This is a genomic window from Mesorhizobium australafricanum, assembly GCF_033977265.1.
Taxonomy (GTDB): Bacteria; Pseudomonadota; Alphaproteobacteria; order Rhizobiales; family Rhizobiaceae; genus Mesorhizobium; species Mesorhizobium australafricanum.
This window is the reverse complement of the sequence record NZ_JAVIIT010000007.1, coordinates 95709-119766: the sequence shown is the minus strand read 5'-3', so window position 1 is coordinate 119766 and position 24058 is coordinate 95709. Positions and strand designations below refer to the sequence as shown.

The window sequence follows — 24058 nt, the reverse complement described above, 5'->3', positions numbered from 1 at the left end:
CTAGTTTGGCGGCGCTACCGGAGACTGTCTATGACGCTTGCCAGCCCCACCGATGCCAAGGCCGCCAAGGCCGTCGGTCCGCTGTCCGCCGACGCCGCGCCCGTCAGGCCGGGCAAGATCGGCATCATGCTGGTCAATCTCGGCACGCCTGACGGCACCGAGTTCAAGCCGATGTGGCGCTACCTGCGCGAATTCCTCTCCGACCCGCGCGTCATCGAGCTCAACAAAGCGATCTGGTACCCGATCCTCTACGGACTGGTTCTGACCACCCGGCCGAAAAAATCCGGCGCCAACTACGCCCGTATCTGGAACCGCGAGATGAACGAGTCGCCGCTGCGCACTTTCACCCGCGCTCAAGGTCAGAAACTGGCCGCAGCGCTCACCGACCTGCCCGATGTGGAGGTCGACTGGGCGATGCGCTACGGCAATCCCTCGACAGCAGACGTCGCTCAAAAACTGGTCGAGCGGGGCTGCGACCGCATCCTCACCTTTCCGCTCTATCCGCAATATTCGGCGACGACGACGGCGACGGCCAACGACCAATTGTTCCGCGCGCTGATGAGGATCAGGCGCGCGCCGGCGGTCCGCAGTGTGCCGCCCTACTATGACGAACCGGTCTATATCGAGGCGCTTGCCCGTTCGATCGAGCGGCACATCGCGACGCTCGACTTCGTGCCGGAGGTGGTGATCACCTCCTACCACGGCATCCCCAAACCCTATTCCGACAAGGGCGATCCCTATCGGTCGCACTGCCATGAAACGACGCGGCTGCTGCGGGCAAGGCTAGGCTGGGACGAGAACAAGCTCATCATCACCTTCCAGTCGCGCTTCGGCGCGCAGGAATGGCTGCAGCCCTACACCGATGTCACGGTCGAGAAATTGGCGAAGGACGGCGTGAAATCGATCGCCGTCGTCAATCCCGGCTTTTCCGTCGACTGCATCGAGACGCTGGACGAGATCGGCCGCGAAGCAGCCGAGACCTTCCATCACGCCGGCGGCAAGAACTTCGCCCACATCCCTTGTCTCAACGACAGCGCCGAGGGCATGGCGGTGGTCGAAGCGCTGGTGCGACGCGAGCTTGCCGGGTGGGTGTGACCGGCTTCACCGACTTATGCATGTCACCCAGAAGTGTGCAGCGGTTCTGGGACAACGACATGCATCAAGACAAAGACCTAAAGCGCGTCGACTGAATCCGTTTCAGCGCGACGCGCTTTAGCCTGAAACCGGTGCGCAAAACCCGCCGCTAACCAATATTGGCGATCACCTGATTGTAACGTTGCGGAAACACACTTAAGTGATTCCGTGAGGTCGCCACCTTTGAGGGAGAAACGAAATGGGCTTTAGCGGTTTCGATATTGCCATCATTGTCCTTGTTTTCCTGGTCATTATCCTGCTTTTCAAGGGCATCAAGACGGTGCCGCAAGGTTATAATTACACGGTGGAGCGCTTCGGCCGTTACACCAAGACCCTGACCCCTGGCCTGAACATCATCAACCCGATCTTCGAGCGCATCGGCGCCAAGATGAACATGATGGAGCAGGTGCTCGACGTCCCGACGCAGGAGATCATCACCCGCGACAACGCCATTGTCGGCGTCGACGGCATCGCCTTCTACCAGATCCTCAATGCCGCGCAGGCTGCTTATCAGGTCGCCGGGCTGCAGAACGCCATTCTCAACCTCACGATGACCAACATCCGTACCGTCATGGGCTCGATGGACCTCGACGAATTGCTGTCGAACCGCGACGCCATCAACGAGCGGCTGCTGCGCGTCGTCGACGAGGCGGCCCACCCGTGGGGCATCAAGATCACCCGCGTCGAGATCAAGGACATCAACCCGCCAGCCAACCTCATCGAATCGATGGGCCGGCAGATGACCGCCGAACGCAACAAGCGCGCCCAGATCCTGGCCGCCGAAGGCCTCAAGCAGTCGCAGATCCTCGAGGCCGAGGGCCGCAAGGAAGCAGCCTTCCGCGACGCCGAGGCGCGCGAGCGCTCGGCGGAGGCCGAGGCCAAGGCGACGCAGGTCGTGTCGGAGGCCATAGCAAAGGGCGACGTCCAGGCGCTCAACTACTTCATCGCCCAGAAATACACCGAGGCGCTGACCAAGATCGGTTCGGCCACGAACAGCAAGATCGTGCTGATGCCGCTGGAGGCCTCGTCGCTGATCGGCACGCTCGGCGGTATCGGCGAAATTGCCAAGGAAGTCTTCAAAGGCGATGGCTCTTCGGGCTCGCAGCGGCAGGCAGCCCGCCCGCCGGTGGTTCGCCCGAACGAGAACTGATGTCTGGATCGGTTCATCGTTTCATGGAAACGCCGAACCGCTCTCCCTTTGTTTTGACGCAATTCCGGACGGAAAGCCGCTTCACACCTTTCCTGGAATTGCTCCAATAGGTGGGCATTATGATAGACCGTATCGTTTCCGAACTCGGCCCGTGGAACTGGATGGTTCTGGGCTTTGTGCTCCTGGTGATGGAGATCGTCGCGCCGGGCGTCTTCATGCTGTGGATCGGCATCGCCGCGCTCATCGTCGGCGCCGTGTCGCTGGCGATCTGGGACGCGGCTTTCTGGAGCTGGCAGGTGCAGGTGCTGGTCTTCCTGGTCCTGTCGCTGGTCTCGGCTTTCGTCGGCAAGAAGCTGATGGCCGGCCGCCACGGCGATGCCGACCAGCCGCTGCTAAACCGGCGCGGCGCGCAGATGGTCGGCAAGCTGGCGACGCTGGCCGAGCCGATCAAGAACGGCCGCGGCCGCATCAAGCTCGGCGACACGCTGTGGCGGGTCTCCGGCCCGGACTTGCCGGCGGGCACGCAGGTGCGCGTCATCAGCGCCGCCGATACCGACCTGGAGCTGACGGTAGAAGCAGTCTAACTCCAGCGTCCAGGAATGCGTTGAGATTCAGGTCAGTCGGAGTCGAAGACGGGCGCGAAGCGACCAAATTCCGTAGTTTCCGAGAACCGGCCTACGCCGGCCGTAGCCTTCATAGGGCGGAGACACTTATGGGGGCTTCGGTCGGCGAAGGCTGGAAGCGCAGGAAGCCGCCATTTGCAGGCCGTCCTCACCTGAATATCAGCGCATTCTATGCCGCGCCGATCCGCAGCAGGTCGTGCAGGTGTACAAGTCCAACCGGGCGTCCGCTCTCGACGACCATCAGACTGGTGATGGCGGATGTGTTGATCGTCTGCAGCGCCGTCGCCACCAGCGTGTCCGGGCTTGCCGTCTTCGGCTTCTTCGTCATCACCTGATCGACACTCATGGAAAGCAGGTCGCTGGCGATGTGCCGGCGGATGTCGCCGTCGGTGATGATGCCGGCCAGCGCGCCGTCGGCGCCGGTGATCGCCACGCAGCCAAAACCCTTGCGCGACAATTCCAGGATCGCCTCGCGCATGCCGGTGCCCAACGGCACCAGCGGCAGCCGTTCGCCGACATGCATGATTTCATGCAACTGGGTCAGATTGGCGCCGAGCTGGCCGCCCGGATGGAAGGTGCGGAAATGGTCCGGCGTGAAGCCCCGCGCCTCGAGCAGCGCAATCGCCAGCGCATCGCCCATGACGAGCTGCAGCAAGGCCGACGTTGTGGGCGCCAGCCCATGCGGACAAGCCTCGGGCACGGCCGGTAATAGCAGCACGACGTCGGCGGCCCGCGCCAGCGCCGAACCCTCGCCCGAGGTAATGGCGATCAACGGGATGGAGAAGCGCCTGGAATAGGCGACGATGCCCATCAATTCCTTGCTCTCGCCCGACCAGGACATGGCGATGATCGCGTCGTCCTTGGCGATCATGCCGAGATCGCCGTGATTGGCCTCGGCCGGATGGACGAAAAAGGCGGGCGTGCCGGTCGAGGCAAGCGTCGCAGCGATCTTGGAACCGATATGGCCGCTCTTGCCGACGCCGGTGACGATGGCGCGGCCCTCGATCCGCGAGATCAGGTCGATCGCGGCTGCGAAAGGCTCGGCCAAGCCGTTTGCGAGCGCGGCGGCCAGCGCCGCCACACCGGCCTGCTCCGTCGCCACCGTTCTCAGCGCCGATTCGATCGCAGCCTGCCTGTCCGGCTGCTTTCTTTCTGGGGACCCCGCATGCATGGCGCAAGCGATTAGCGCTTTGCCGCGCCCCTGTCCAACGGAATTGCCGCGGTCTGCCGATGCGGGAGCTCCAAGGCAGCGCTCTCAACCCTCCGTTAACCATCCGCATTTACGGTTCGGTAAGTATGGCGCAACCGCGCCGCGCAAGCAGTGGTGACGATGTCCGGGGGCCAGCCTGAAGCGAAAATCGGTCGAAGGGGCATTGCCGTTGCAGCACTGCTGCTGACGGCAAGCGCGCTTGCCTTGCTGCGGCCGGCGCCGGCGTTTTCCCAGGAAACCGAGCTGCGTGGCGAGGTTTCCGAATCGGCCATACTCGCCGACCAGCAGCGCAAGGCCAGGCAGTTGAGGGCGCAAGGGGCGCAGGATCAGAACTCGCCCGCAGCCGCGGCCGTCCAGGACACCGCATCGACCACGTACCAGCCTGCAAGTCCGGGCGCCGTTCCCGATGACGACCAGACGGCGGGTGCAACCGACAGCATCTTTGACCAGCCGCAAGCTACTGGCGATCCACCGGCCGACACGGCGACCCCGGTAAAGCCGCGCCGGCCTTCGACGGCGAAGCAGCGCGCCCAGGATGCCAAGGCTGGCACCAAGACAGCCGACAAGAAAAAGGCCAAGAAGAAAACCGGCGAGGCGACGGACAGCACAACCACCGCTGCCACCGCAGGCACGGGCAACCGGACCGACGCGACCGCCACCGATGACGATAACAGCAACCGCCGCGCGGTCACCATCGACAGCGTCGACAAGCAGAAGCTCGACCCAGGCCAGGAGCGCACCGCATCCATTGAAGGCCAGAAGGTCAAGCCGGAGGACGATCCTTTCGCCGCGCCGGGCGTCAAGGTCGGCACTTTTCTCTTCCGGCCGTCGCTGGAGCAGGGCTTCACCGCGACGTCCAATGCCGATTCCAGCAGCACCGGCAAATCGGCCGTTCTGTCCGAGACGGCGCTGCGTTTCACGGCGACCTCCGACTGGCGCGAGAATTCGGCTTTGATCACCGGCTATGGCCTGTTCCGCAACACCGTCTCGGGCGAAAAGATCAACGATGCGCAGGGCCGCATCGAGGGCCAGCTCAATGTCGATCTCGACAACGAGCTGCGCGCCATCGCCAAGCTCGGCTATGAGGCAGCTCCGGAATCGGCCTCCTCGCCGGATGCGATCGCCGGCGTCACCTCTCAGCCGCTGCGCCAGACCGTGGACGGCAGCCTCGGCATCGAAAAGAGTGTCGGCAAGATGCGCTATGCGCTGACCGGTGCGGTCTCGCATGATTTCTACGGCGATGCCGAACTCTCCAACGGCACCACCGTGTCGCAGAAGGATCGCGATTCCACGCTCTACACCGCGACCTTGCGCACCGGCTACGAGATCTCGCCGGCGCTGACACCCTTCACGGAGGTCGAGGCCGGGCGGCGCATCTATGACCTGCGCGTCGACACCGACGGCTTCGAGCGGTCCTCGACAAGGCTTGGCGCGCGCGCCGGCCTCGAGCTCGACATGGGCGAGAAGCTGTCCGGCGAATTTTCCGTCGGCTGGCTGCGCGAGGCGATCGACGACAACCGCCTTCGGGCGGTGGCGGGTCCGAGCATCGACGCCGACCTCAAATGGTCGCCCGAGCGCGGCACTATTATCGGCCTGACCGGCAAGACCAGCGTCGAAACAACCACGACAGCCAACGAGAGCGGCGATATCCTCTACTCCGGCCGTCTGACCGGCGAGCGCCAGATCCGCGCCAATCTGACGGCGAACTCGGCGCTTGGCCTCGATTGGCGCGATTATACCGGCTCCGACGGCCACGATATGATCCTCAGCGCCGAGGCCGGGCTGACATGGTGGCTGAACCGCTACGCCGGGGTCACCACCCGCGTCAGGACGGAGAAGCTGACCAGCAACCTGCCTGGCCGCGACTATACGACCAACAGCGTCTATCTCGGCCTGAAGGTCCAGCGCTGACGCTTCGTCATCCTCGGGCGTAGCGGTAGCGAAGCGGACGCGCAGACCCGGGGATCCATGCCGTGACTTGGGCCGAATAGTAAAAGCGGCGCAGAACAGAGGTGGTTTTGCACCGCTGCGATGCTCGCAGGTGACGGCATGGATCCTATGGTCTGCGCCGCGTCGCTTCGCTCCTTGCTACGCCATAGGATGACGAAGCCCGGTGGCCTTGGCCAGCAAAACTAAGAAGCCGCGCCTCGGCGCTCCACCGGCCGCACCTCATCCAGCAGCGTGCGGATGACGCCGGCCATGCTTGCGTTCATGTCGCTGCGCCAGAGCGCGAAGGCGACATTGGCCTCGACGAAACCTTCCGGCGAGCCGCAGTCGAAGGTGCGCCCTTTGTAGTGATAGCCGTAGAAGGGCTGCTTCTTCTCCAGCTTCAGCATAGCGTCGGTCAGCTGGATTTCGTTGCCGGCGCCGCGTTCCTGGCTTTCCAGGATGCCGAAGATTTCCGGCTGCAGGATGTAGCGGCCGTTGATGAAGAGGTTGGAGGGCGCCGTGCCCTGCTTCGGCTTCTCCACCATCCCGGTGATGCGGAAGCCGTGATGGGTGTCCTCGCCGCGGCCGACAATGCCGTATTTATGCGCCTCGGCCGGGTCGCATTCCTGCACGGCGATGATGTTGTTGCCGGTCTCGGCATAGAGCTCGACCATGTCCTTCATGCAGCTCTTCTCCGACTGCATGATCATGTCGGGCAAAAGCAGCGCGAACGGCTCGTCGCCCACCAGCTCGCGGGCGCACCAGACCGCGTGGCCGAGGCCCATCGGCACCTGCTGGCGCGTGAAGCTCGTCTGTCCCGGCGCCGGCTGCAGCCGCTGCAGGCGGGCAAGCTGGTCGTCCTTGCCGCGCTGGGCGAGCGTGTCATAGAGCTCGAACTGGACGTCGAAATGGTCCTCGATGACCGCCTTGTTGCGACCGGTCACGAAGATGAAATGCTCGATGCCGGCTTCGCGTGCCTCGTCGACCACATATTGGATGACCGGCCGGTCGACGACGGTGAGCATTTCCTTCGGGATGGCCTTCGTGGCCGGGAGGAACCTCGTGCCGAGGCCTGCGACCGGGAAAACTGCCTTGCGAACTCGCTTCATGCTGCGCCACCCTTGCGTTTTGGCCAATTATCCGCTCGCCGGCGCGCTCCGCAATCCCCCCGGAGATTTTCACGCGGAAATCATTTTCACGCCGGAATGTTGGACTACCGAACCGCCAAGTTGAACGTGAGAGCTAAAAGCCGCCACACCTCTTTTCGTTCCCGGCGGCGCCTATGGTAAACTAAATACTAACCCGGTTCGGCGTTGAATGATCCTTCCTGATTTGACGAAGGAGGAAATGATGTCCGTTCGCAACACCGCAAGGCGCCTGACGGCATTGGCGACGGCCGCCGGCCTCACGCTGGCCTTGCTGATGCCCGCCGGCCCCGCTTTCGCCGATGCCGGATTCCGCCAGTGGGTCGCGGGCTTCCGCGCCACCGCGGTTGCGGGTGGCGTTTCGGGCGCTGTTTACGATCAGTCCATGAGAGGCATCGAGCCGGATCCGGTCGTGCTGGAAAAGGCCCGCACCCAGCCGGAATTCACCGCGCCCGCCTGGGACTATTTCGACAACCGCGTGCATGATCAGTCGGTGGCCAACGGCCAGGCGATGGCGAGGAAATGGAAGCCGTGGCTCGATCGCATCGAGGCGCGGTTCGGCGTCGACCGCAACATCCTTCTGGCGATCTGGTCGATGGAATCGAACTATGGCGAGATCCTCAAGCGCGACGACATCATGCGCAACGTCATCCGCTCGCTGGCGACGCTTGCCTATGGCGATCCGAAGCGCTCGAAATACGCCCGCACCCAGCTGGTCGCGGCGTTGAAGATCCTGCAGACCGGCGACATCGACGAGAGCCATCTGATGGGTTCCTGGGCCGGCGCCATGGGCCAGACCCAGTTCATCCCGACCAGCTATCAGCGCTACGCGGTCGACATGGACGGCAACGGCAAGCGCGATATCTGGAATTCGATTCCCGACGCGCTTGCGACCTCCGCCAACCTGCTCAAGAAGAACGGCTGGCAGGCCGGTAAGACCTGGGGCTATGAGGTCACCATACCGGCCGGCAAGCTGCCTGGCGGAGCAAAGACGATCGCCCAATGGCAGACGCTCGGCGTCGTCAGGGCCAGCGGCAAGCCGTTCAGGAACCTGACCGACAAGGCAACGCTGAAGGTGCCCGACGGCACGGGCGGCCCCGCCTTCCTGATGATCAGGAATTTCTCTGTCATCAAGGCCTACAACAACGCCGACAAATACGCTTTGGCCGTCGGCCTCCTGGCCGACGAGATCGCCGGCGGCACCGGCCTGGTGCAGGATTGGCAGCGGCCTTTCACCAAGCTCAGCTTCGAAGAGCGGCAGGAGTTGCAGAAGCGGCTTTCCGACCACGGCTATTATGACGGCAAGTTCGACGGCAAGATCGGCGATGGCTCGAAAGCCGCCATCATGGCCTATCAGGCCAAGGTCGGCTTGACCCAGGATGGCTATCCGAGCATGGAAGTGCTCAAATGGCTTCGCAAGAAGTAGAGCCGTCTAATGCATGTCGCCCAGAAGTGTACGCGGTTCTGGGACAACGACATGCATAAAAACAAGGACTTAAAGCGCGCCGCCTGAATCCGTTTCAGCGCGACGCGGTTTAGAGCAATTCCAGGAAAAGTGCGTAGCGGTTTTCCGTTCGGAATTGCGTGAATGAATACTTAGAGCGGGCTGGCTTTCTGTGAAAAGCTGAAACCGCTCCAAGGCGCCAGGCATCCTTTCAAGCAGGGCGAGGATGCTGTAGCGCTTCGGCTTGCGCATGACTTTCCCGCGTCTGCCTGGTCATGCGCCAAGGGATGGAGAGGTGTTTGGTTCCGGTTGCGCGTATCAGGCAGGGCATTCGCCGGGCGCCGATCCTGATTCTCGCCCTTGCCGTGCTTGTCGTCACCGCCGCCGGCGCCTTCCACGCCCCTGCATTCGCCCAGGAGGAAAGCCGTGGCTGGTCGCTGCGCGACCTTCTGTTCCCGCGCCGCAGCGAACGCGTCGAGCCACCGGTCGAAATCGAGAAAGCAAGGCCGAAACCGAAGAAGAAAGCCAAGCCGCGTCCGCCGGCGGAACCGGAAACACCGATCGTCGAGAAGACAAACGACGCCCGTGTCGTGCTGGTGGTCGGCGATTTTATGGCCGGCGGGCTGGCCGAGGGCCTGGACACCGCCTTTGCCGACAATCCCGCTGTCAGGATCGTCGCCCGCAGCAACGGTTCGTCCGGCTTCGTTCGAGACGATTTCTACAATTGGCCGGCCGAGATAAAATCGGTGATCGAAACCGAGAAACCGTCGGCCGTGATCGTCATGCTCGGCTCCAACGACCGCCAGCAGATGAAGGTCGGTGACGTGCGCGAGCAGCCGCGTTCGGAGAACTGGACCAAGGAATACGAGCGCCGCACCGATGCATTCGGCAAGGCCATACAGGACGCCAAGGTGCCGTTCCTGTGGGTCGGCATGCCGGCTTTCCGCGTGTCGAAGATGAACTCGGACATGCTTGCCTTCAACGACATCTTTCGCTCGGCCGCCGAAAAGCATGGCGGCGAGTTCGTCGATGTCTGGGACGGCTTCGTCGACGAAAACGGCGCTTTCGTCATCTCCGGCCCGGACATCAACGGCCAGCCGGTTCGCCTGCGTTCCGACGACGGCATCAACGTCACCAAGGCCGGCAAGCGCAAGCTCGCCTTCTACACGGAAAAGCCGTTGGCCAAGATCCTCGGCCTGGCGGCGCCGGGGAGCATCACGACCGTGTCGGCGCCGGCGGGCGCTCCGGTCGAGGCGCCGAAGCCGGCCGCCGCGCCCGTCATCGTCGATCGCACCGCGCCGATGCTGCTCGGCGACCCGTCGCTCGACGGCGGCTCGGAACTGCTCGGCGCCGCGCAGCCGGCCAGGGCCGATCCGAATCTGCCTGGCGAAAAACTGATCATCGAAGGCAAGGCGCCGGCCGCCTCGCCCGGCCGCGCCGACGATTTTTCCTGGCCGCCGAAGACACAGCCGGCGAGTGCCGCAGCTCAGCCCGGTACCACGACCGGTATCAATCAATAGGTTGGTAGCAACGAGAACGCCTGCGGCCTGCCGCAGGCGTAGGATTTCCAAACGCTCTAACGGGGCAGCACCGTCGATCCCATCAGCGCCTCGTCGATCGAGCGCGCCGCCTGGCGGCCCTCGCGGATCGCCCACACCACCAGCGACTGGCCGCGGCGCACATCGCCCGCGGCATAGAGCTTGTCGACGCTGGTCCGGTAGTCGCGGTCATTGGCCTCGACATTGTTCGAGCGGCGGCTGTCGGTGACGACCTTGATCTCGCCTTCGAGCTCTTTCATCAGACTGTCGCCCGCCGGTCCGGCAAAGCCGATGGCGATGAAAGCGAGATCGGCGCGGATGACGAACTCGGTGCCGGCGATCGGCTTGCGCCTGTCGTCGACCTCGCAGCAGCGGACGCCGGTCAGCTGGCCTTCCTCGCCGATGAATTCGAGCGTCGCCACCTGGAATTCGCGCTCGGCGCCCTCGGCCTGCGAGGACGAGGTGCGCATCTTGGTCGCCCAATAGGGCCATACCGCGAGCTTGTCTTCCTTCTCCGGCGGCTGCGGACGGATGTCGAGCTGGGTCACGCGCACCGCGCCCTGGCGGAAGGCGGTGCCGATGCAGTCGGACGCGGTGTCGCCGCCGCCGACCACGACGACATGCTGGCCGCCGGCGATGATCGGGTGCGAGGGCCAGGCCACCGACTGGATCGGCTCGCCGCCGACGCGGCGGTTCTGCTGCACCAGATAAGGCATGGCATCGTAGACGCCGCTGAGGTCGCTGCCCGGAATGCCCGCCGGACGCGGCGTTTCCGAGCCGCCGCAATAAAGCACGGCGTCGAATTCCTCGAGCAGGTCGGCCACCTTCATGTCTATGCCGACATTGACGCCGCAATGGAAGGTCACGCCCTCGCCCTGCATCTGCTCGATGCGCCGGTCGATGTAATGCTTCTCGATCTTGAAGTCCGGAATGCCGTAGCGCATCAGCCCGCCGGGGCGGCTCTCTCGCTCATAGACATGCACGTCATGACCGGCGCGGCCGAGCTGCTGCGCCGCCGCCATTCCCGCCGGGCCGGAACCGATGACGGCGACCCGCTTGCCGGTTCTCTTCTCGGGCGGATAGGGCCGGATATGGCCGGTCTCGTAAGCCTTGTCGGCGATCGCCTGCTCAACCGTCTTGATAGCGACCGGAATGTCCTCGAGGTTCAGCGTGCAGGCTTCCTCGCAAGGCGCGGGGCAGATGCGGCCGGTGAACTCCGGGAAATTGTTGGTCGAATGCAGGTTGCGGATCGCGTTGTCCCAATCGCCATTGTAGACGAGGTCGTTCCAGTCCGGGATCTGGTTGTGGATCGGGCAGCCGGTCGGTCCGTGGCAGAACGGAATGCCGCAATCCATGCAGCGTGCGGCCTGTTTTTCGACCTCCTTGTCCGACATCGGCAGCGTGAATTCGCGGAAATGCCGGATGCGGTCGGAGGCAGGCTGGTACTTGTGCACCTGCCGGTCGATCTCGAGAAAGCCTGTTACCTTGCCCATAGTCCAGTCCCTGCTGTCCGAAGGCACGCTTTTGTCGGCGCACCCGTTAACCCCATAAAGCTGCCATGGCAACCGCAGTCCGGGGTCAGGATTGTTGGTGAGGATGGCGGCCGAAGACGTGTCTTTCCGGCCTCTCCAATGCTTATTCCGCCGCCACGCTCATGCGCATGCGTTCCATCTCGATCAGCGCGCGGCGATATTCCACCGGCATGATTTTGCGGAATTTCGGCCGGAAGTTCTGCCAGTCGTCGAGGATCTCGCGGCCGCGCACCGAACCGGTGAAATGAACGTGGTTCGAGATCAGCTGGTAGAGCCGTTCCTCATCATGGCTGGTCATGTCGCCCGACACGTCGACGCGGCCCTTGTGGTCGAGGTCGCCGCCGTGATGGAGCAGTTTCTCCATCAGGTCGTCCTCTTCCGGAACCGGCTCGAGCTCGACCATCGCCATGTTGCAGCGCTCGGCGAAATCGCCCTTCTCGTCCAGCACATAGGCGACGCCGCCCGACATGCCGGCCGCGAAATTGCGCCCTGTTTTTCCGAGCACGACGACGATGCCGCCGGTCATGTATTCGCAGCCATGGTCGCCGACGCCTTCGACGACGGCGGCCACGCCCGAATTGCGCACCGCGAAACGCTCGCCCGCGACGCCGGCGAAATAGGCTTCGCCTTCGGTCGCGCCATAAAGCACCGTGTTGCCGACGATGATCGAGTCCGCCGCGACGATTCTAGATTCTTCCGGCGGGCGGATGACGATGCGGCCGCCCGACAGGCCCTTGCCGACATAGTCGTTGCCGGCACCGACCAGCTCGAACGAGACGCCGCGCGCCAGGAAGGCGCCGAAGGACTGGCCGGCCGTGCCGGTGAGCTTCACCTGGATCGTGTCCTCGCGCAGGCCCTTGTGCTTGAAACGCTTGGCGACTTCACCCGACAGCATGGCGCCGGCGGAGCGATCGACATTGCGGATCGGCAGCTCGATGGTCACGGGCTGCTTGGCTTCGAGCGCCGGCTTTGCCGCCTCGATCAGCTTGCGGTCGAGCACGTCGTCGATCGGATGCTTCTGCCGCTCGGTCCAGTGCAGCGCCTCATGCGGAGCGTCCGGCTTGAAGAACATCTTCGAGAAGTCGAGCCCGCGCGCCTTCCAGTGCTGGATGACGTCGCGCTTCTCCAGGAGGTCGCTGTCGCCGATGATCTGGTCGAGATGCGTAAAGCCCATTTCGGCAAGCAGCGCGCGCACCTCTTCTGCCACGTAGAAGAAGAAGTTGATGACGTGCTCGGGCGAGCCCTTGAAGCGCTTGCGCAGCACCGGGTCCTGCGTCGCCACGCCGACCGGACAGGTGTTGAGATGGCACTTGCGCATCATGATGCAGCCGGCCGCGATCAGCGGCGCGGTCGAGAAGCCGAACTCGTCGGCGCCGAGCAGCGCGCCGATGATGACGTCGCGCCCGGTGCGCAAGCCGCCGTCGACCTGCAGCGCCACTCTGCTGCGCAAGCCGTTGAGCACCAGCGTCTGATGCGTCTCGGCGAGGCCCATTTCCCAGGGGCTGCCGGCATGCTTGAGCGATGTCAGCGGCGAAGCGCCGGTGCCGCCGTCATAGCCCGAGATGGTGATGTGATCGGCGCGCGCCTTGGCGACGCCCGCCGCGACCGTGCCGACGCCGACTTCCGACACCAGCTTGACCGAGACATCGGCCGCCGGATTGACGTTCTTCAGGTCGTAGATCAGCTGCGCCAGATCCTCGATCGAATAGATGTCGTGATGCGGCGGCGGCGAGATCAGCCCGACGCCGGGTGTCGAGTGCCTGACCTTGGCTATGGTCGCATCGACCTTGTGTCCAGGCAGCTGACCGCCCTCGCCGGGCTTGGCGCCCTGCGCGACCTTGATCTGCATGACATCGGAATTGACCAGATATTCCGCCGTGACGCCGAACCGGCCCGAGGCGACCTGCTTGATCGCCGAGCGTTCCGGGTTCTTGCCGCCACCGGGCAGCGGCAGGTAGCGGTCGGCTTCTTCGCCGCCCTCGCCGGTGTTCGACTTGCCGCCGATCTGGTTCATGGCGCGCGCCAGCGTCGTGTGCGCTTCGCGAGAGATCGAGCCGAACGACATCGCGCCGGTCGAGAAACGCTTGACGATCTCGGCCGCCGGCATGACGTCCTCGATCGCGACCTTCCTGCGGCCGGTCTCGTCCGCTGTTCTGATCTTGAACAGGCCGCGGATGGTCTGGGCGCGCGCGGTCGCGCTGTCGATCTGCGCCGAATAGTCCTTGAACGTGTCCCATGAGCCCTGCCGCACGGCGTGCTGCAGGCTGGCGACCGCATCGGGCGACCACATATGCGCCTCGCCGCGCATGCGGTACATGTATTCGCCGCCGACTTCGAGGTTGTTGCGCAGCACCGGATCGCTGCCGAAGGCATCGCTATGGCGGCTGAGCGTCTCGCTGGCGATCTCGTCCAGGGCGACGCCTTCGATCAGCGTCGCCGTGCCGGTGAAATACTTCTCGACGAAATCCGACTTGAGCCCGATGGCGTCGAAGATCTGCGCGCCGCAATAGGACTGGTAGGTCGAGATGCCCATCTTGGACATCACCTTGAGGATGCCCTTGCCGATCGACTTGATGTAGCGCGAGACCACCTCGTACTCGTCGACTTCTTCCGGCAGCTCGCAGCGCTTGTGCATGTCGAGCAGCGTGTCGAAGGCGAGATAGGGATTGATGGCCTCCGCGCCATAGCCGGCGAGGCAGCAGAAGTGATGCACTTCGCGCGGCTCGCCGGACTCCACCACGAGGCCGACCGAGGTGCGCAGGCCCTTGCGGATCAGATGATGATGCACGGCCGCCGTCGCCAGAAGCGAAGGAATGGCGATGCGGTCCGGCCCGACCTGGCGGTCGGACAGGATGATGATGTTGTAACCGCCGGCGACCGCCGCCTCCGCCCGCTCGCAGAGCCGGTCGATGGCGCCCTGCATGCCGGCTGCACCTTCGTTCGAGCCGTAGGTGATGTCGATCGTCTTGGTGTCGAAACGATCTTCGGTATGACCGATCGAGCGGATCTTCTCCAGATCGCCATTGGTCAGGATCGGCTGGCGCACTTCGAGCCGCTTGCGGCGCGAGGTGCCGACGAGATCGAAGATGTTCGGCCGCGGCCCGATGAACGACACCAGGCTCATCACCAGCTCCTCGCGGATCGGGTCGATCGGCGGGTTGGTGACCTGGGCGAAGTTCTGCTTGAAATAGGTGTAGAGCAGCTTCGACTTGTCCGACATTGCCGAGATCGGCGTGTCGGTGCCCATCGAACCGACCGCTTCCTGGCCAGTGGTCGCCATCGGCGCCATCAAAAGCTTGGTGTCCTCCTGCGTGTAGCCGAAGGACTGCTGGCGATCGAGCAGGCTGACGTCCTTGCGCAGAGCGCGCGGCTCGACCGGCTTCAGGTCTTCGAGGATGAGCTGCGTGTTGGCGAGCCAGGTCTTGTAGGGGTGCCTGGTCGCGATCTCCGACTTGATCTCCTCGTCGGAGACGATGCGGCCCTTGGCGAGATCGATGAGCAGCATGCGGCCGGGCTGCAGCCGCCACTTTTGCACGATCTTCTCTTCCGGCACCGGCAGCACGCCGGCTTCGGAAGCCATGATGACGCGGTCGTCATCGGTGACGATGTAGCGCGCCGGGCGCAGGCCGTTGCGGTCGAGCGTGGCGCCGATCTGGCGTCCGTCGGTGAACACCACCGCCGCCGGCCCGTCCCACGGCTCCATAAGGGCCGCATGGTATTCGTAGAAAGCCTTGCGGTCCGCGTCCATGAGCTTGTTGCCGGCCCAGGCCTCCGGGATCAGCATCATCATGGCGTGGCTGAGCGAATAGCCGCCCTGGAACAGGAACTCGAGCGCGTTGTCGAAACACGCGGTGTCCGACTGGCCATCATAGGAGATCGGCCAGAGCTTCGAGATGTTGTTGCCGAACAGTTCGGAATCGACCGAGGCCTGGCGCGCCGCCATCCAGTTGTTGTTGCCGCGCACCGTGTTGATCTCGCCATTATGCGCGACCATTCGATAGGGATGCGCCAGCTTCCACGACGGGAAAGTGTTGGTCGAGAAACGCTGATGGACGAGAATCAGAGCTGTTTCGAAGCGCTGATCGTTGAGATCCTTGTAGTAGGCGCCCACCTGGTAGGCCAGGAACATGCCCTTGTAGACGATGGTGCGCGCCGACAGCGACACGCAATAGGCGCCGATGTCCTTGTTGTCGTTCTCGGCATAGATGCGGCCCGAGATCACCTTGCGCAGCAGATAAAGCCTAGCCTCATATTCCTCGTCTTCGGTGATGTCCGGCGTGCGGCCGATGAACACCTGGCGATGAAACGGCTCCGACGCGACGATATCCGGAGCCTTCGACAGCGACGAATTGTCGACCGGCACGTCGCGGAAGCCGATGAGCGGCAGCCCTTCCGACTGCGCCGATTCGGCGATGATCTCTTCGATGTGGGCGCGAAGCGACGCGTCCTGCGGCATGAACCAGTGGCCGACGCCATATTGGCCGGCCGGCGGCAGTTCGACGCCCTTGGCGGCCATCTCCGCGCGGAAGAATCCGTCGGGGATCTGCACCAGCACGCCGGCACCGTCGCCGACCAGCGGGTCGGCGCCGACCGCGCCGCGATGAGTGAGGTTCTCCAGCATCGCCAGGCCGTCCTCGACGATCCGGTGCGACTTCACGCCCTTCATGTTGGCGATGAAGCCGACGCCGCAGGCGTCATGCTCGTTGCGCGGATCGTAGAGGCCCTGCGCGGTCATGCCGCTGGCCGTGGCACGGGTTGGACGTTTAACGGCTGCCGCTTTCGTCTGCGCGGCCTGGCCGTTGATCGCAGATGGCGTCAGTTCCGTCATCGTCCTATCCTCCGATCTCCACCTTGGCCCTGACTGTCTCAGGGCGCTGGTTTGCCTTGGGAAGCACAACGCCTCCCCTTGATCCTGCTGCACGTCTCGCGAAATCTACCGAACCATACGGCTATACGCCCGGTTCGCATCCGGTATCGTACAGGTCAGAGCCGGGCCGTCTACCCGCCGCTCGCGACAATGGCCGGAATGGCAGCGATGATACGCCAGTCCAGCCTGTTTTGTGCGACAAAATAAGACAGCACTACTGTCCTAAATTTTTTATGACAGAAATCGTAGAGGCACACAAGACCGATTCACAAAAATCTTGGCGGCGCCGCGACACAAAATTTCGTGACAAGCGCTGGAAACGCAAGGTTTGGTTCAGGCCCTTTTGAAGGTGGCTGGCTTTACCGCATTGCCAGTGATTGGCCCTTGCGCTTCGCCTGACGAAGCGATCAAGTCGCGCCGCTTTTGCCAACCACGATATGGACCTCTCGATGTTTTTTGCATCCGACAACTGGGCGGGCGTGCACCCCGATATTTCGGCCAACCTGTCGCGCCATGCCGCCGGCACCGCTATCGCCTATGGCGATGGCGACCTGGACCGCGCCGTCTATCGTCGCTTCAACGAGATTTTCGAGCGCGAGGTGCAGGTCTTCTTCGTCGCGACCGGCACCGCGGCCAACGCGCTTTCGATGGCTGCCTTGAACCGTATCGGCGGCATCGCGCTTTGCCATTCCGAAGCGCATATGAATGTCGACGAGTTTGGCGCGATGGGCTTCTACACCGGCGGCGCGCGCATGGCGCCGGTTCCTGGACCGCTGGGGCGCATGAACCCGGAGGCCCTCGACCGGGCCATAAAGCGGTATTCGCAGGATCTGGCCCCTGCGGGTCAGCCGATGGCGGTCAGCATCACCCAGGCGACCGAGGTCGGCACGGTCTATAGCGTCGACGACGTCAAGGCGATCGCCGAGGTCAGCCGCCGCCACAAGCTGCCGCTGCATATGGACGGCGCGCGCTTCGCCAATGCGATTGCGGCGACTGGCGTCAGCCCGGCCGAAATGACCTGGAAGAGCGGCGTCGACCTCATCTCTTTCGGCGCCACCAAGAACGGCTGCTGGATGGCCGACGCGGTCGTGGTCCTCAATCCGGACGTCGGTAAGGATTTGCGCCTGCTGCGCCAACGCGCCGGGCAGACGTTTTCCAAGGCCCGCTTCATCTCGGCCCAGTTCGAAGCCTATCTCACCGACGATCTGTGGCTGAAGATGGCCGGGCACGCCAATGCGATGGCCGCGCATCTGGCCGAGACGATCGAGGATGCGCCGGCCGGCAAGCTCGCCTGGCTGCCGCAGGCCAACGAGGTGTTCGCCATCCTCGGCCGCGCGACGGCGGAGAAGCTGCAGGCGGCCGGCGCCAAGTTCTACGAATGGGGCGTGCCGCAGGGCTTCGACGGGCACCTCGGCGACAATGAAGCTATCTACCGTTTCGTCGCCAGCTTCGCGACCACGACGGAAGAAATCGACCGTCTCGGTCACTTGCTTGGCTGAATGTCCGGCAACCGGGAGCAGCCTGATGACCAAACCGCCTCTCGGCTCGACAATGCGGCTGGTTCGTCCGGCGCCGAACGTCCTGGGCTTCTACGATGGCCGCATCGATGGCGTTCGCATCTGGTCGGACGAGCCGAATTGGCTCGACGACGGCGCTTATACCCTCGGCATTTGCACCTATGCCATCGTCGATGGCTCGCAGGCGCTCGTCTATGACACGCATATTTCGCTCACCCACGCCCGCTTCATCAGGCGGACGCTTGAAGACATGGGTGTGACTTCGATACGCGTCGTGCTCAGCCACTGGCATGACGATCATATTGCCGGCAACGAGGTGTTCGAGGATTGCGAGATCATCGCCAACCGCCTCACGGCCTCGGCGCTTGAACGCGGCCGGGCCGAGATCGAAGGCGGCAGCCCGCCCATCAAGCCGCTCGTGTTGCCCAACAGGCTATTCGAGAACAGCCTCAGCCTAACGGTCGGAGCGATCCACGTCGAACTGCGCCAGGTCGAGATCCACAGCCATGACGGCACGGTGCTGCTGATGCCCGACGCCGGCCTGCTGCTGGCGGGCGACACGCTCGAAGACTCCATCACCTATGTCTCGGAACCGGAACGCCTGAGCGAACATTTGACCGACCTGGAGCGCATGGCCGGTTGGCAGTTCGATCGGATCCTGCCCAACCACGGTTCCTTGCAGGCAATCGAAGCCGGCGGCTACGACAGAAGCTTCATCACCGCGACTGAGGCCTATGTTCGAAAGCTGCTTTCCTGCCGGCAAGACCCAGACCTGGCGAAACAAGATCTGAAGACCTTCGGTGCCGACATATTTGCCACGACCGCCGTTGAGTATTTCGCGCCATACGAAGCCGTTCACCGACAGAATGTCGGGGCAGTCGTCGCGGCAAAAGGCCAATAAGCTCCGTTCCAGCTAGGCGAGCAAAGGCCGCAGCAGCAGCTCGACGCCGAGCAGGATAAGGAAGATCAGAAACCAGCGGCGGAAAGCCGCCGGGCTGATTCTCTGGCGCAGGATTTGCCCCAGCCACATGCCAAGCAAGGCCGGCAGCACGGCAAGGGCGGACATCGCCAGATGTCCGGCATCGAAGGCGCCATGCGAGGCGAGCCCCAGCGCTAACGCGATCGTCGACACGGTGAAGGAAAGACCTAGCGCCTGGATGAGATCGTCCCGGCTCAAGCCGAGCGCCTGGATATAGGGGACGGCAGGCACCACGAAGACGCCGGTGCCGCCGGTGACCAGTCCGGTGAGGAAGCCCACGACCGGCGAGGACCAGCGCTCGTCACGTGCCGGCACCGTCGGCTGCCGCGCCAGGAGGCTGTAGGCGGCATAGACGATCAATGCCGCGCCGAGGCTGGCGGTCGTCCATTTGACGTTGTCACTGGCGAGCAGCCGCGAACCGGCGACGGTGCCGATCAGGATGCCCGCCATCATCAGCCACAGCCGGCGCAGGATCGCGGAGAAACTCGGGCCGGCGAAAAGCTGCCACACATTGGTGACGAAGGACGGCACGATGAGCAGCGACGCCGCGGTCACCGGCGGCATCATGGTACCGAGCAATCCCATCGCCAACGTCGGTAGCCCCATGCCGGTCACGCCCTTGACGATACCGGCGAGCAGGAAGGTGATTGCGACGGTGAGTGTCAGCAGCAGGGAAATATCGGACATGGTTCCTTCATGGTCCGTCGCTGCATGCTTCAAAAGAGCCAGAAAGGCTCGTTGCCGATGGCACAATGAAAAGCGGCGCCTCTCGGCGCCGCTCGCTTTCGTCTCGGGAGGGAGACTTGGGTCTTGGATGGAGCCCGCGGATTACGCGGCGGCCTTGGCTTCGATCTGCTTGGCCTTGTCCGAGGACTGGGTAATGGCGATCTTGCGCGGCTTCAGCTCCTCGGGAATATTGCGCTTGAGGTCGACGAAGAGCAGGCCGTTCTTCAGCGTGGCGCCTTCCACTTCGACGTGGTCGGCCAGCTGGAAGCGGCGCTCGAAGGACCTCGAGGCGATGCCGCGATAAAGCAGCTCCGAACCCTCGCCATTGTTCTCTTCCTTGCGCTCGCCCTTGACGGTCAGCACGTTGCGGTGGGCTTCGATCGAAATCTCGTCTTCCGAGAAGCCGGCAACGGCCATCGAGATGCGGTAGGCGTTCTCGCCGGTGCGCTCGATATTGTAGGGCGGGTAGGTCTGCGCGGTCTCGGGCTGGCCGAGCGAGTCGAGCATGGTGAACAGCCGGTCGAAGCCGACGGTCGAACGATAAAGCGGGGAAAAATCAACGTGACGCATGATGTGTTCTCCTGTTGAGCAACATGGTTTGCGTATGACCCGGTGCGAAACCCTCGAAAGGCGTTGCGGATCGGCCAGCGGCCCCGACATCGGCGGCCGCACCCTTCATTTGGGAAGCGGAAAAAGCCATTTCAAGGTTTTTGACCGGCGCAAAAACGCCATGTTGATGAACGGCAGATGAACTGGGGCTTCGGCATCCGTTCAGCCTGGCATCGCTAAGCTCAGCCAAGGTCGAGCAATTCTAGGAAAAGCGTGAAGCGGTTTTCCTCCGGAACTGCGTCAAGACAGAGAGACAAGCGGCGCCTTGATCGCGACGCCGTGACGAGGCCGAACCGGGTGCATCGTCCCTTCCTCCCGGATCGACGGAGGCCGGAAGAGCGCCGCAGGCACTTCCGGCCTTACCCGTTTCACGGCAGCCGCGTAAATCCGCGCAGCGCCTTTGCTTTTGCCGCCTGGCCGTCTATCACCATGCCGACGCCTCGCCCGTCCGGGCAAGCAGTAACCAACGACGCGCCGAATGACGGATCTTTTCCACCACACCGAGGACAATCCCGCGCCGCAGAATGCCGCGGGCGGCTTCTTCACCACATCCGACGGCAAGAAGATCCGCTACGGCGTCTTTGCCGCTGTCGCCCGTCCGCTGCAGGGCACGGTGGTCCTGCTGACCGGGCGCAACGAATGCATCGAGAAATATTTCGAGACCATCCGCGACCTCGCCGATCGCGGCTTCGGCGTCGCCGTCCTCGACTGGCGCGGCCAGGGCGGTTCCAGCCGCCTGCTGCGTGACCGCCAGCGCGGCTATGTCCGCAGCTTCCGCGACTATACGCGCGACCTCGAACAATTCTTCGAGGAGATCGTGCTGCCCGACTGCCGCGGCCCCTATTATATCCTCGCCCACTCGACCGGGGCTGTGATTGCGCTGCTTGCCTCGCCGTCGATGGTCAACCGCGTGCGGCGCATGGTGCTGCTGGCACCTTTCCTCGCCGTGCCCGACCTGCCGGTTTCGACAAGCACGGTCCGGCGCATCTGCGCGGTCTTCTGCGCGCTGGGTCTGGGCAGGCTTTATGCCGCGCTCGGTCCCCGGCCGAAAGTGCCGCCGCCTTTCGAGGTGAACAAGGTGACCACGGATCCCGGGCGCTACCGGCGCAATGTCGGGATCTACGAGGCCTGGCCGCAGCTCGCCCTCGGCGGCCCGACCATCCGCTGGCTGAAAGCCGCCGCCGCGGCAGCGGAAACCGTCAGCGATCCGAATTTCATGGCAAGGGTCCAGGTACCGATGCTGATCGTCGCCGCCGGCGCCGATCGCGTGGTCTCGACCAGGGCGGTGGAAGCCTATGCCAGGAAACTGCGTGTCGGCTCGCTGTTGATGATCGACGGCGCGCAGCATGAGCTGCTGCAGGAGAAGGACATCTATCGCGAGCAGCTCCTGGCCGCCTTCGACGCCTTCATTCCCGGCACCGGCGACGCCTGATCGCGATCGACGGCCGGCCGCGGCCGGCCGTCGCGGCGCCGTGGATCAACCGCGCAGCGCGGCCATTGCCGCGGCATGCAGTTCCGGCGTCGCCGCCGCCAATATGTCGCCGCCCTTCTCCGCCGGCCCGCCCTCGAAAGTGGTGATGACGCCGCCGGCCTTCTCGATGATCGGGATCAGCGCGACGATGTCGTAGGGCTTCAGGCCCGGATCGGCGACGATATCCACGCTGCCCGCCGCCAGCATGGCGAAGGCGTAGCAGTCGGTGCCGTAGCGGGCGAGCTGGACCTTTGTCTCGAACTGGTCGTAGCGCTTGCGCGCATCGCCTTTGAACAAGGCGGGTGTGGTCGTGAACAGCGTCGCTTGCGCGAGCTCGGTCGTCTTGCGCGTCGCGAGCCTGCGCGGGCCGCCCGGTCCTTCGAAATGCGAGCCCGACGCATTTGCGTAGAACAGCTCGCCGGTGAAAGGTTGCGACATCATGCCGGCGACCGCGTCGCCATCGACTGTCAGCCCGACCAGCGTTCCCCAGACCGGGATGCCGGAGATGAAAGCGCGCGTGCCGTCGATCGGGTCGATCACCCAGACATGCCGGCTGGTGGTGTTTTCACTGCCATGCTCCTCACCGAGAATGCCGTGATCGGGATATTCGGCCGAAATCAGCGCCCGGATCACGCGCTCGGCCTCGCGATCGGCCTCCGTTACCGGATCGAAGCTTCCCGCCAGCTTGTTGGTGACCGTCCCCTGGCTGCGGAAGCGCGGCAAGGTTTCCGCGGCGGCGGCATGCGCGATGCGCCGCATGAAATCGAGGCTGATATCCAAGTCGTTCTCCCCATCGCGGCCTTTGCCAGCCGCTCTTTCTCGCAGAACAGGCGCGCTGAAGACCAGTCAAGCGCCCGCATTCTGTTGCCCGAATGCCACATTTGAGCCGCCGAAGCGGAATTTCCACATCATATTGAATTAAAAAAGCCTGATGTCGATTGACATTTGTGCGCCGCACAATAATTTTGTTATCGGACAGGTTTTCCTGTCCATGCCCTCCTTGGGCGTTTCCTCCCTAGACTTCGACCGTGTCGTGAAAACGATGCGGTCTTTTTTTCGAGCAATTCCAGGAAAAGTGTGAAGCGATTTTCCGTCCGGAATTGCGCATAAACAACGCGGCGCGCCGACCGCGCCGTCATTCCGCCGCCAGCGGCAGATCGACGAAATGATGATCGGGCATCGACATCAGGTCGGCCGAGAAGCGGGTCAGGTCGTCGGCTAGCGCGTCGAAGCCGGCCGATTTCCGGAACGTCCGCTCATCCATGTAAAGCCCGCGATTGACCTCGACCTGCAGCGCGTGCAGATGCCGCGCCGGCCTGCCATAATGCTCGGTGATGAACCCGCCGGCATAGGGCTTGTTGTGCGCGACCGTATAGCCCATGCCGACAAGCAGGCTGATCGCCATTTCGGTGAGCGCCGGCGAGGCCGAAATGCCGAAGCGGTCGCCGATGATGAAGTCGGGCCGCACGCCATTGTCGCCGACGCGGATGCCGGCCGGCATCGAGTGGCAGTCGATCAGCACGGCATAGCCGAACCTGGCATGCGTCCTGGCAAGCAGCCGCTTCAGCGTCTCGTGATAAGGCTTGTACACCGCTTCGATGCGCGCCACGGCCTCGGCCAGCGGCAGCCGGCCGGGATAGATATCGAGCCCCTCGCCGACCAGCTTCGGCACCGTGCCCAGCCCGCCGGCGACGCGCGCCGAGCGGATGTTGCAGAAGGACGGCACCGGCTCGGCGAACATGCGCGGATCGAGTTCCCAGGGCTCGCGGTTGACGTCGAGATAGGCGCGCGGAAAATTGGCCGCCAGCAGCGGCGCGCCAAGCGGCACGGCGCCGCCGAAAAGCTCCTCGACATAGCAGTCCTCCGACCGGCGGATGGCGTTGCGGTCGAGCCGCGCCATGGCCAGGAAGCGCTCCGGATAGTGGCGACCGCTATGCGGTGAGTTGAAGAGGAAAGGGACGCGCTGTTCGGCGCCCGATCGGATTTCGAAGGGTGGGACGACCGAAAAATCCTCGGCTGCCGTTTTCAATTTGCACGAACCAGGAAACAGCACTGCATCATGACGTAAAACTTGCCACCTTGCGTGCGGCATGTCCAGCATTTCAGGTGGCGAAACCGCATGTCGAACCGTATGTGGGACGCCCTTCATTCACTTGATGTTTACCGACGCATCCTCATATACAG

The 24058-nt window shown here is 63.7% G+C and carries 17 protein-coding genes; 9 read left to right on the top strand and 8 right to left on the bottom strand.

The genetic code is table 11. The features are described from left to right. Positions 1–30 precede the first annotated feature (30 nt). From hemH to RFM98_RS15560, 3 genes are all read left to right on the top strand, one after another. Positions 31–1095, top strand: a complete 1065-nt coding sequence (gene hemH / locus RFM98_RS15570; RefSeq protein ID WP_320309691.1) for a ferrochelatase — start codon at positions 31–33, stop codon at positions 1093–1095. Positions 1096–1333: 238 nt separating this feature from the next. Continuing rightward, positions 1334–2284, top strand: coding sequence for an SPFH domain-containing protein (locus tag RFM98_RS15565; protein ID WP_320309690.1), 951 nt, complete (start codon positions 1334–1336; stop codon positions 2282–2284). 119 nt (positions 2285–2403) lie between these two features. Next, positions 2404–2868 carry an NfeD family protein gene (locus tag RFM98_RS15560; protein ID WP_320309689.1) on the top strand — a complete coding sequence of 155 codons (465 nt, stop codon included), beginning with the start codon at positions 2404–2406 and terminating at the stop codon, positions 2866–2868. Between the two features lie 208 nt (positions 2869–3076). On the opposite strand, the gene RFM98_RS15555 is transcribed toward RFM98_RS15560, so the two are convergent. Next, entirely contained in the window at positions 3077–4078 is a 1002-nt protein-coding gene (locus tag RFM98_RS15555) for a KpsF/GutQ family sugar-phosphate isomerase (protein WP_320309688.1), read from the bottom strand. 159 nt (positions 4079–4237) lie between these two features. Between RFM98_RS15555 and RFM98_RS15550 the strand changes: the two genes are divergently transcribed. After that, positions 4238–6028 carry an outer membrane beta-barrel protein gene (locus tag RFM98_RS15550; RefSeq protein WP_320309687.1) on the top strand — a complete coding sequence of 597 codons (1791 nt, stop codon included), beginning with the start codon at positions 4238–4240 and terminating at the stop codon, positions 6026–6028. Positions 6029–6249: 221 nt separating this feature from the next. On the opposite strand, the gene galU is transcribed toward RFM98_RS15550, so the two are convergent. Beyond that, entirely contained in the window at positions 6250–7155 is a 906-nt protein-coding gene (galU, locus tag RFM98_RS15545; RefSeq protein WP_320309686.1) for a UTP--glucose-1-phosphate uridylyltransferase GalU, read from the bottom strand. Between the two features lie 241 nt (positions 7156–7396). Between galU and RFM98_RS15540 the strand changes: the two genes are divergently transcribed. Next, a complete protein-coding gene (locus RFM98_RS15540; RefSeq protein WP_320309685.1) occupies positions 7397–8617 on the top strand; it encodes a lytic murein transglycosylase in 1221 nt (406 codons plus the stop codon). A 317-nt stretch (positions 8618–8934) separates the two neighbouring features. Beyond that, the gene (locus RFM98_RS15535) at positions 8935–10155 is read left to right on the top strand and encodes an SGNH/GDSL hydrolase family protein (RefSeq protein WP_320309684.1); all 1221 of its coding nucleotides are present in this window, start codon (positions 8935–8937) and stop codon (positions 10153–10155) included. Between the two features lie 56 nt (positions 10156–10211). Here RFM98_RS15535 and RFM98_RS15530 read toward each other — a convergent pair whose 3' ends face one another. Next, positions 10212–11666 carry a glutamate synthase subunit beta gene (locus RFM98_RS15530; protein WP_320309683.1) on the bottom strand — a complete coding sequence of 485 codons (1455 nt, stop codon included), beginning with the start codon at positions 11664–11666 and terminating at the stop codon, positions 10212–10214. 142 nt (positions 11667–11808) lie between these two features. Then, positions 11809–16533, bottom strand: a complete 4725-nt coding sequence (gene gltB / locus RFM98_RS15525; RefSeq protein ID WP_320309682.1) for a glutamate synthase large subunit — start codon at positions 16531–16533, stop codon at positions 11809–11811. A 488-nt stretch (positions 16534–17021) separates the two neighbouring features. Between gltB and RFM98_RS15520 the strand changes: the two genes are divergently transcribed. Both RFM98_RS15520 and RFM98_RS15515 read left to right on the top strand, forming a co-directional pair. After that, positions 17022–18071 (top strand): threonine aldolase family protein, encoded by a 1050-nt coding sequence (locus tag RFM98_RS15520; RefSeq protein ID WP_320309681.1) that lies wholly within the window; start codon positions 17022–17024, stop codon positions 18069–18071. Between the two features lie 25 nt (positions 18072–18096). After that, positions 18097–18990, top strand: a complete 894-nt coding sequence (locus RFM98_RS15515; protein WP_320309680.1) for an MBL fold metallo-hydrolase — start codon at positions 18097–18099, stop codon at positions 18988–18990. Between the two features lie 12 nt (positions 18991–19002). On the opposite strand, the gene RFM98_RS15510 is transcribed toward RFM98_RS15515, so the two are convergent. Both RFM98_RS15510 and RFM98_RS15505 read right to left on the bottom strand, forming a co-directional pair. Then, positions 19003–19755 carry a sulfite exporter TauE/SafE family protein gene (locus tag RFM98_RS15510; protein WP_320309679.1) on the bottom strand — a complete coding sequence of 251 codons (753 nt, stop codon included), beginning with the start codon at positions 19753–19755 and terminating at the stop codon, positions 19003–19005. Between the two features lie 141 nt (positions 19756–19896). Continuing rightward, positions 19897–20364, bottom strand: coding sequence for an Hsp20 family protein (locus RFM98_RS15505; protein ID WP_140642283.1), 468 nt, complete (start codon positions 20362–20364; stop codon positions 19897–19899). A 517-nt stretch (positions 20365–20881) separates the two neighbouring features. On the opposite strand from RFM98_RS15505, the gene RFM98_RS15500 reads away from it, so the two are divergent. Further along, positions 20882–21835 (top strand): alpha/beta fold hydrolase, encoded by a 954-nt coding sequence (locus RFM98_RS15500; protein WP_320309678.1) that lies wholly within the window; start codon positions 20882–20884, stop codon positions 21833–21835. Between the two features lie 45 nt (positions 21836–21880). Here the strand turns inward: RFM98_RS15500 and hisN are convergent, their stop codons facing one another. Then, positions 21881–22654, bottom strand: coding sequence for a histidinol-phosphatase (gene hisN, locus RFM98_RS15495; RefSeq protein ID WP_320309677.1), 774 nt, complete (start codon positions 22652–22654; stop codon positions 21881–21883). A 355-nt stretch (positions 22655–23009) separates the two neighbouring features. Then, a complete protein-coding gene (locus RFM98_RS15490) occupies positions 23010–23966 on the bottom strand; it encodes an N-formylglutamate amidohydrolase (protein WP_320309676.1) in 957 nt (318 codons plus the stop codon). Positions 23967–24058 lie beyond the last annotated feature (92 nt).

What these genes read in the sequence shown, in the direction of transcription:
- RFM98_RS15515 (WP_320309680.1), top strand. Translation starts at nt 18,097, where the DNA reads ATGACCAAACCGCCTCTCGGCTCGACAATGCGGCTGGTTCGTCCGGCG.
- RFM98_RS15520 (WP_320309681.1), top strand. Translation starts at nt 17,022, where the DNA reads ATGTTTTTTGCATCCGACAACTGGGCGGGCGTGCACCCCGATATTTCG.
- RFM98_RS15500 (WP_320309678.1), top strand. Translation starts at nt 20,882, where the DNA reads ATGACGGATCTTTTCCACCACACCGAGGACAATCCCGCGCCGCAGAAT.
- RFM98_RS15565 (WP_320309690.1), top strand. Translation starts at nt 1,334, where the DNA reads ATGGGCTTTAGCGGTTTCGATATTGCCATCATTGTCCTTGTTTTCCTG.
- RFM98_RS15510 (WP_320309679.1), bottom strand. Translation starts at nt 19,755, where the DNA reads ATGTCCGATATTTCCCTGCTGCTGACACTCACCGTCGCAATCACCTTC.
- RFM98_RS15555 (WP_320309688.1), bottom strand. Translation starts at nt 4,078, where the DNA reads ATGCATGCGGGGTCCCCAGAAAGAAAGCAGCCGGACAGGCAGGCTGCG.
- galU (WP_320309686.1), bottom strand. Translation starts at nt 7,155, where the DNA reads ATGAAGCGAGTTCGCAAGGCAGTTTTCCCGGTCGCAGGCCTCGGCACG.
- RFM98_RS15550 (WP_320309687.1), top strand. Translation starts at nt 4,238, where the DNA reads ATGTCCGGGGGCCAGCCTGAAGCGAAAATCGGTCGAAGGGGCATTGCC.
- RFM98_RS15530 (WP_320309683.1), bottom strand. Translation starts at nt 11,666, where the DNA reads ATGGGCAAGGTAACAGGCTTTCTCGAGATCGACCGGCAGGTGCACAAG.
- gltB (WP_320309682.1), bottom strand. Translation starts at nt 16,533, where the DNA reads ATGACGGAACTGACGCCATCTGCGATCAACGGCCAGGCCGCGCAGACG.
- hemH (WP_320309691.1), top strand. Translation starts at nt 31, where the DNA reads ATGACGCTTGCCAGCCCCACCGATGCCAAGGCCGCCAAGGCCGTCGGT.
- RFM98_RS15540 (WP_320309685.1), top strand. Translation starts at nt 7,397, where the DNA reads ATGTCCGTTCGCAACACCGCAAGGCGCCTGACGGCATTGGCGACGGCC.
- RFM98_RS15560 (WP_320309689.1), top strand. Translation starts at nt 2,404, where the DNA reads ATGATAGACCGTATCGTTTCCGAACTCGGCCCGTGGAACTGGATGGTT.
- RFM98_RS15490 (WP_320309676.1), bottom strand. Translation starts at nt 23,966, where the DNA reads ATGCCGCACGCAAGGTGGCAAGTTTTACGTCATGATGCAGTGCTGTTT.
- RFM98_RS15505 (WP_140642283.1), bottom strand. Translation starts at nt 20,364, where the DNA reads ATGCGTCACGTTGATTTTTCCCCGCTTTATCGTTCGACCGTCGGCTTC.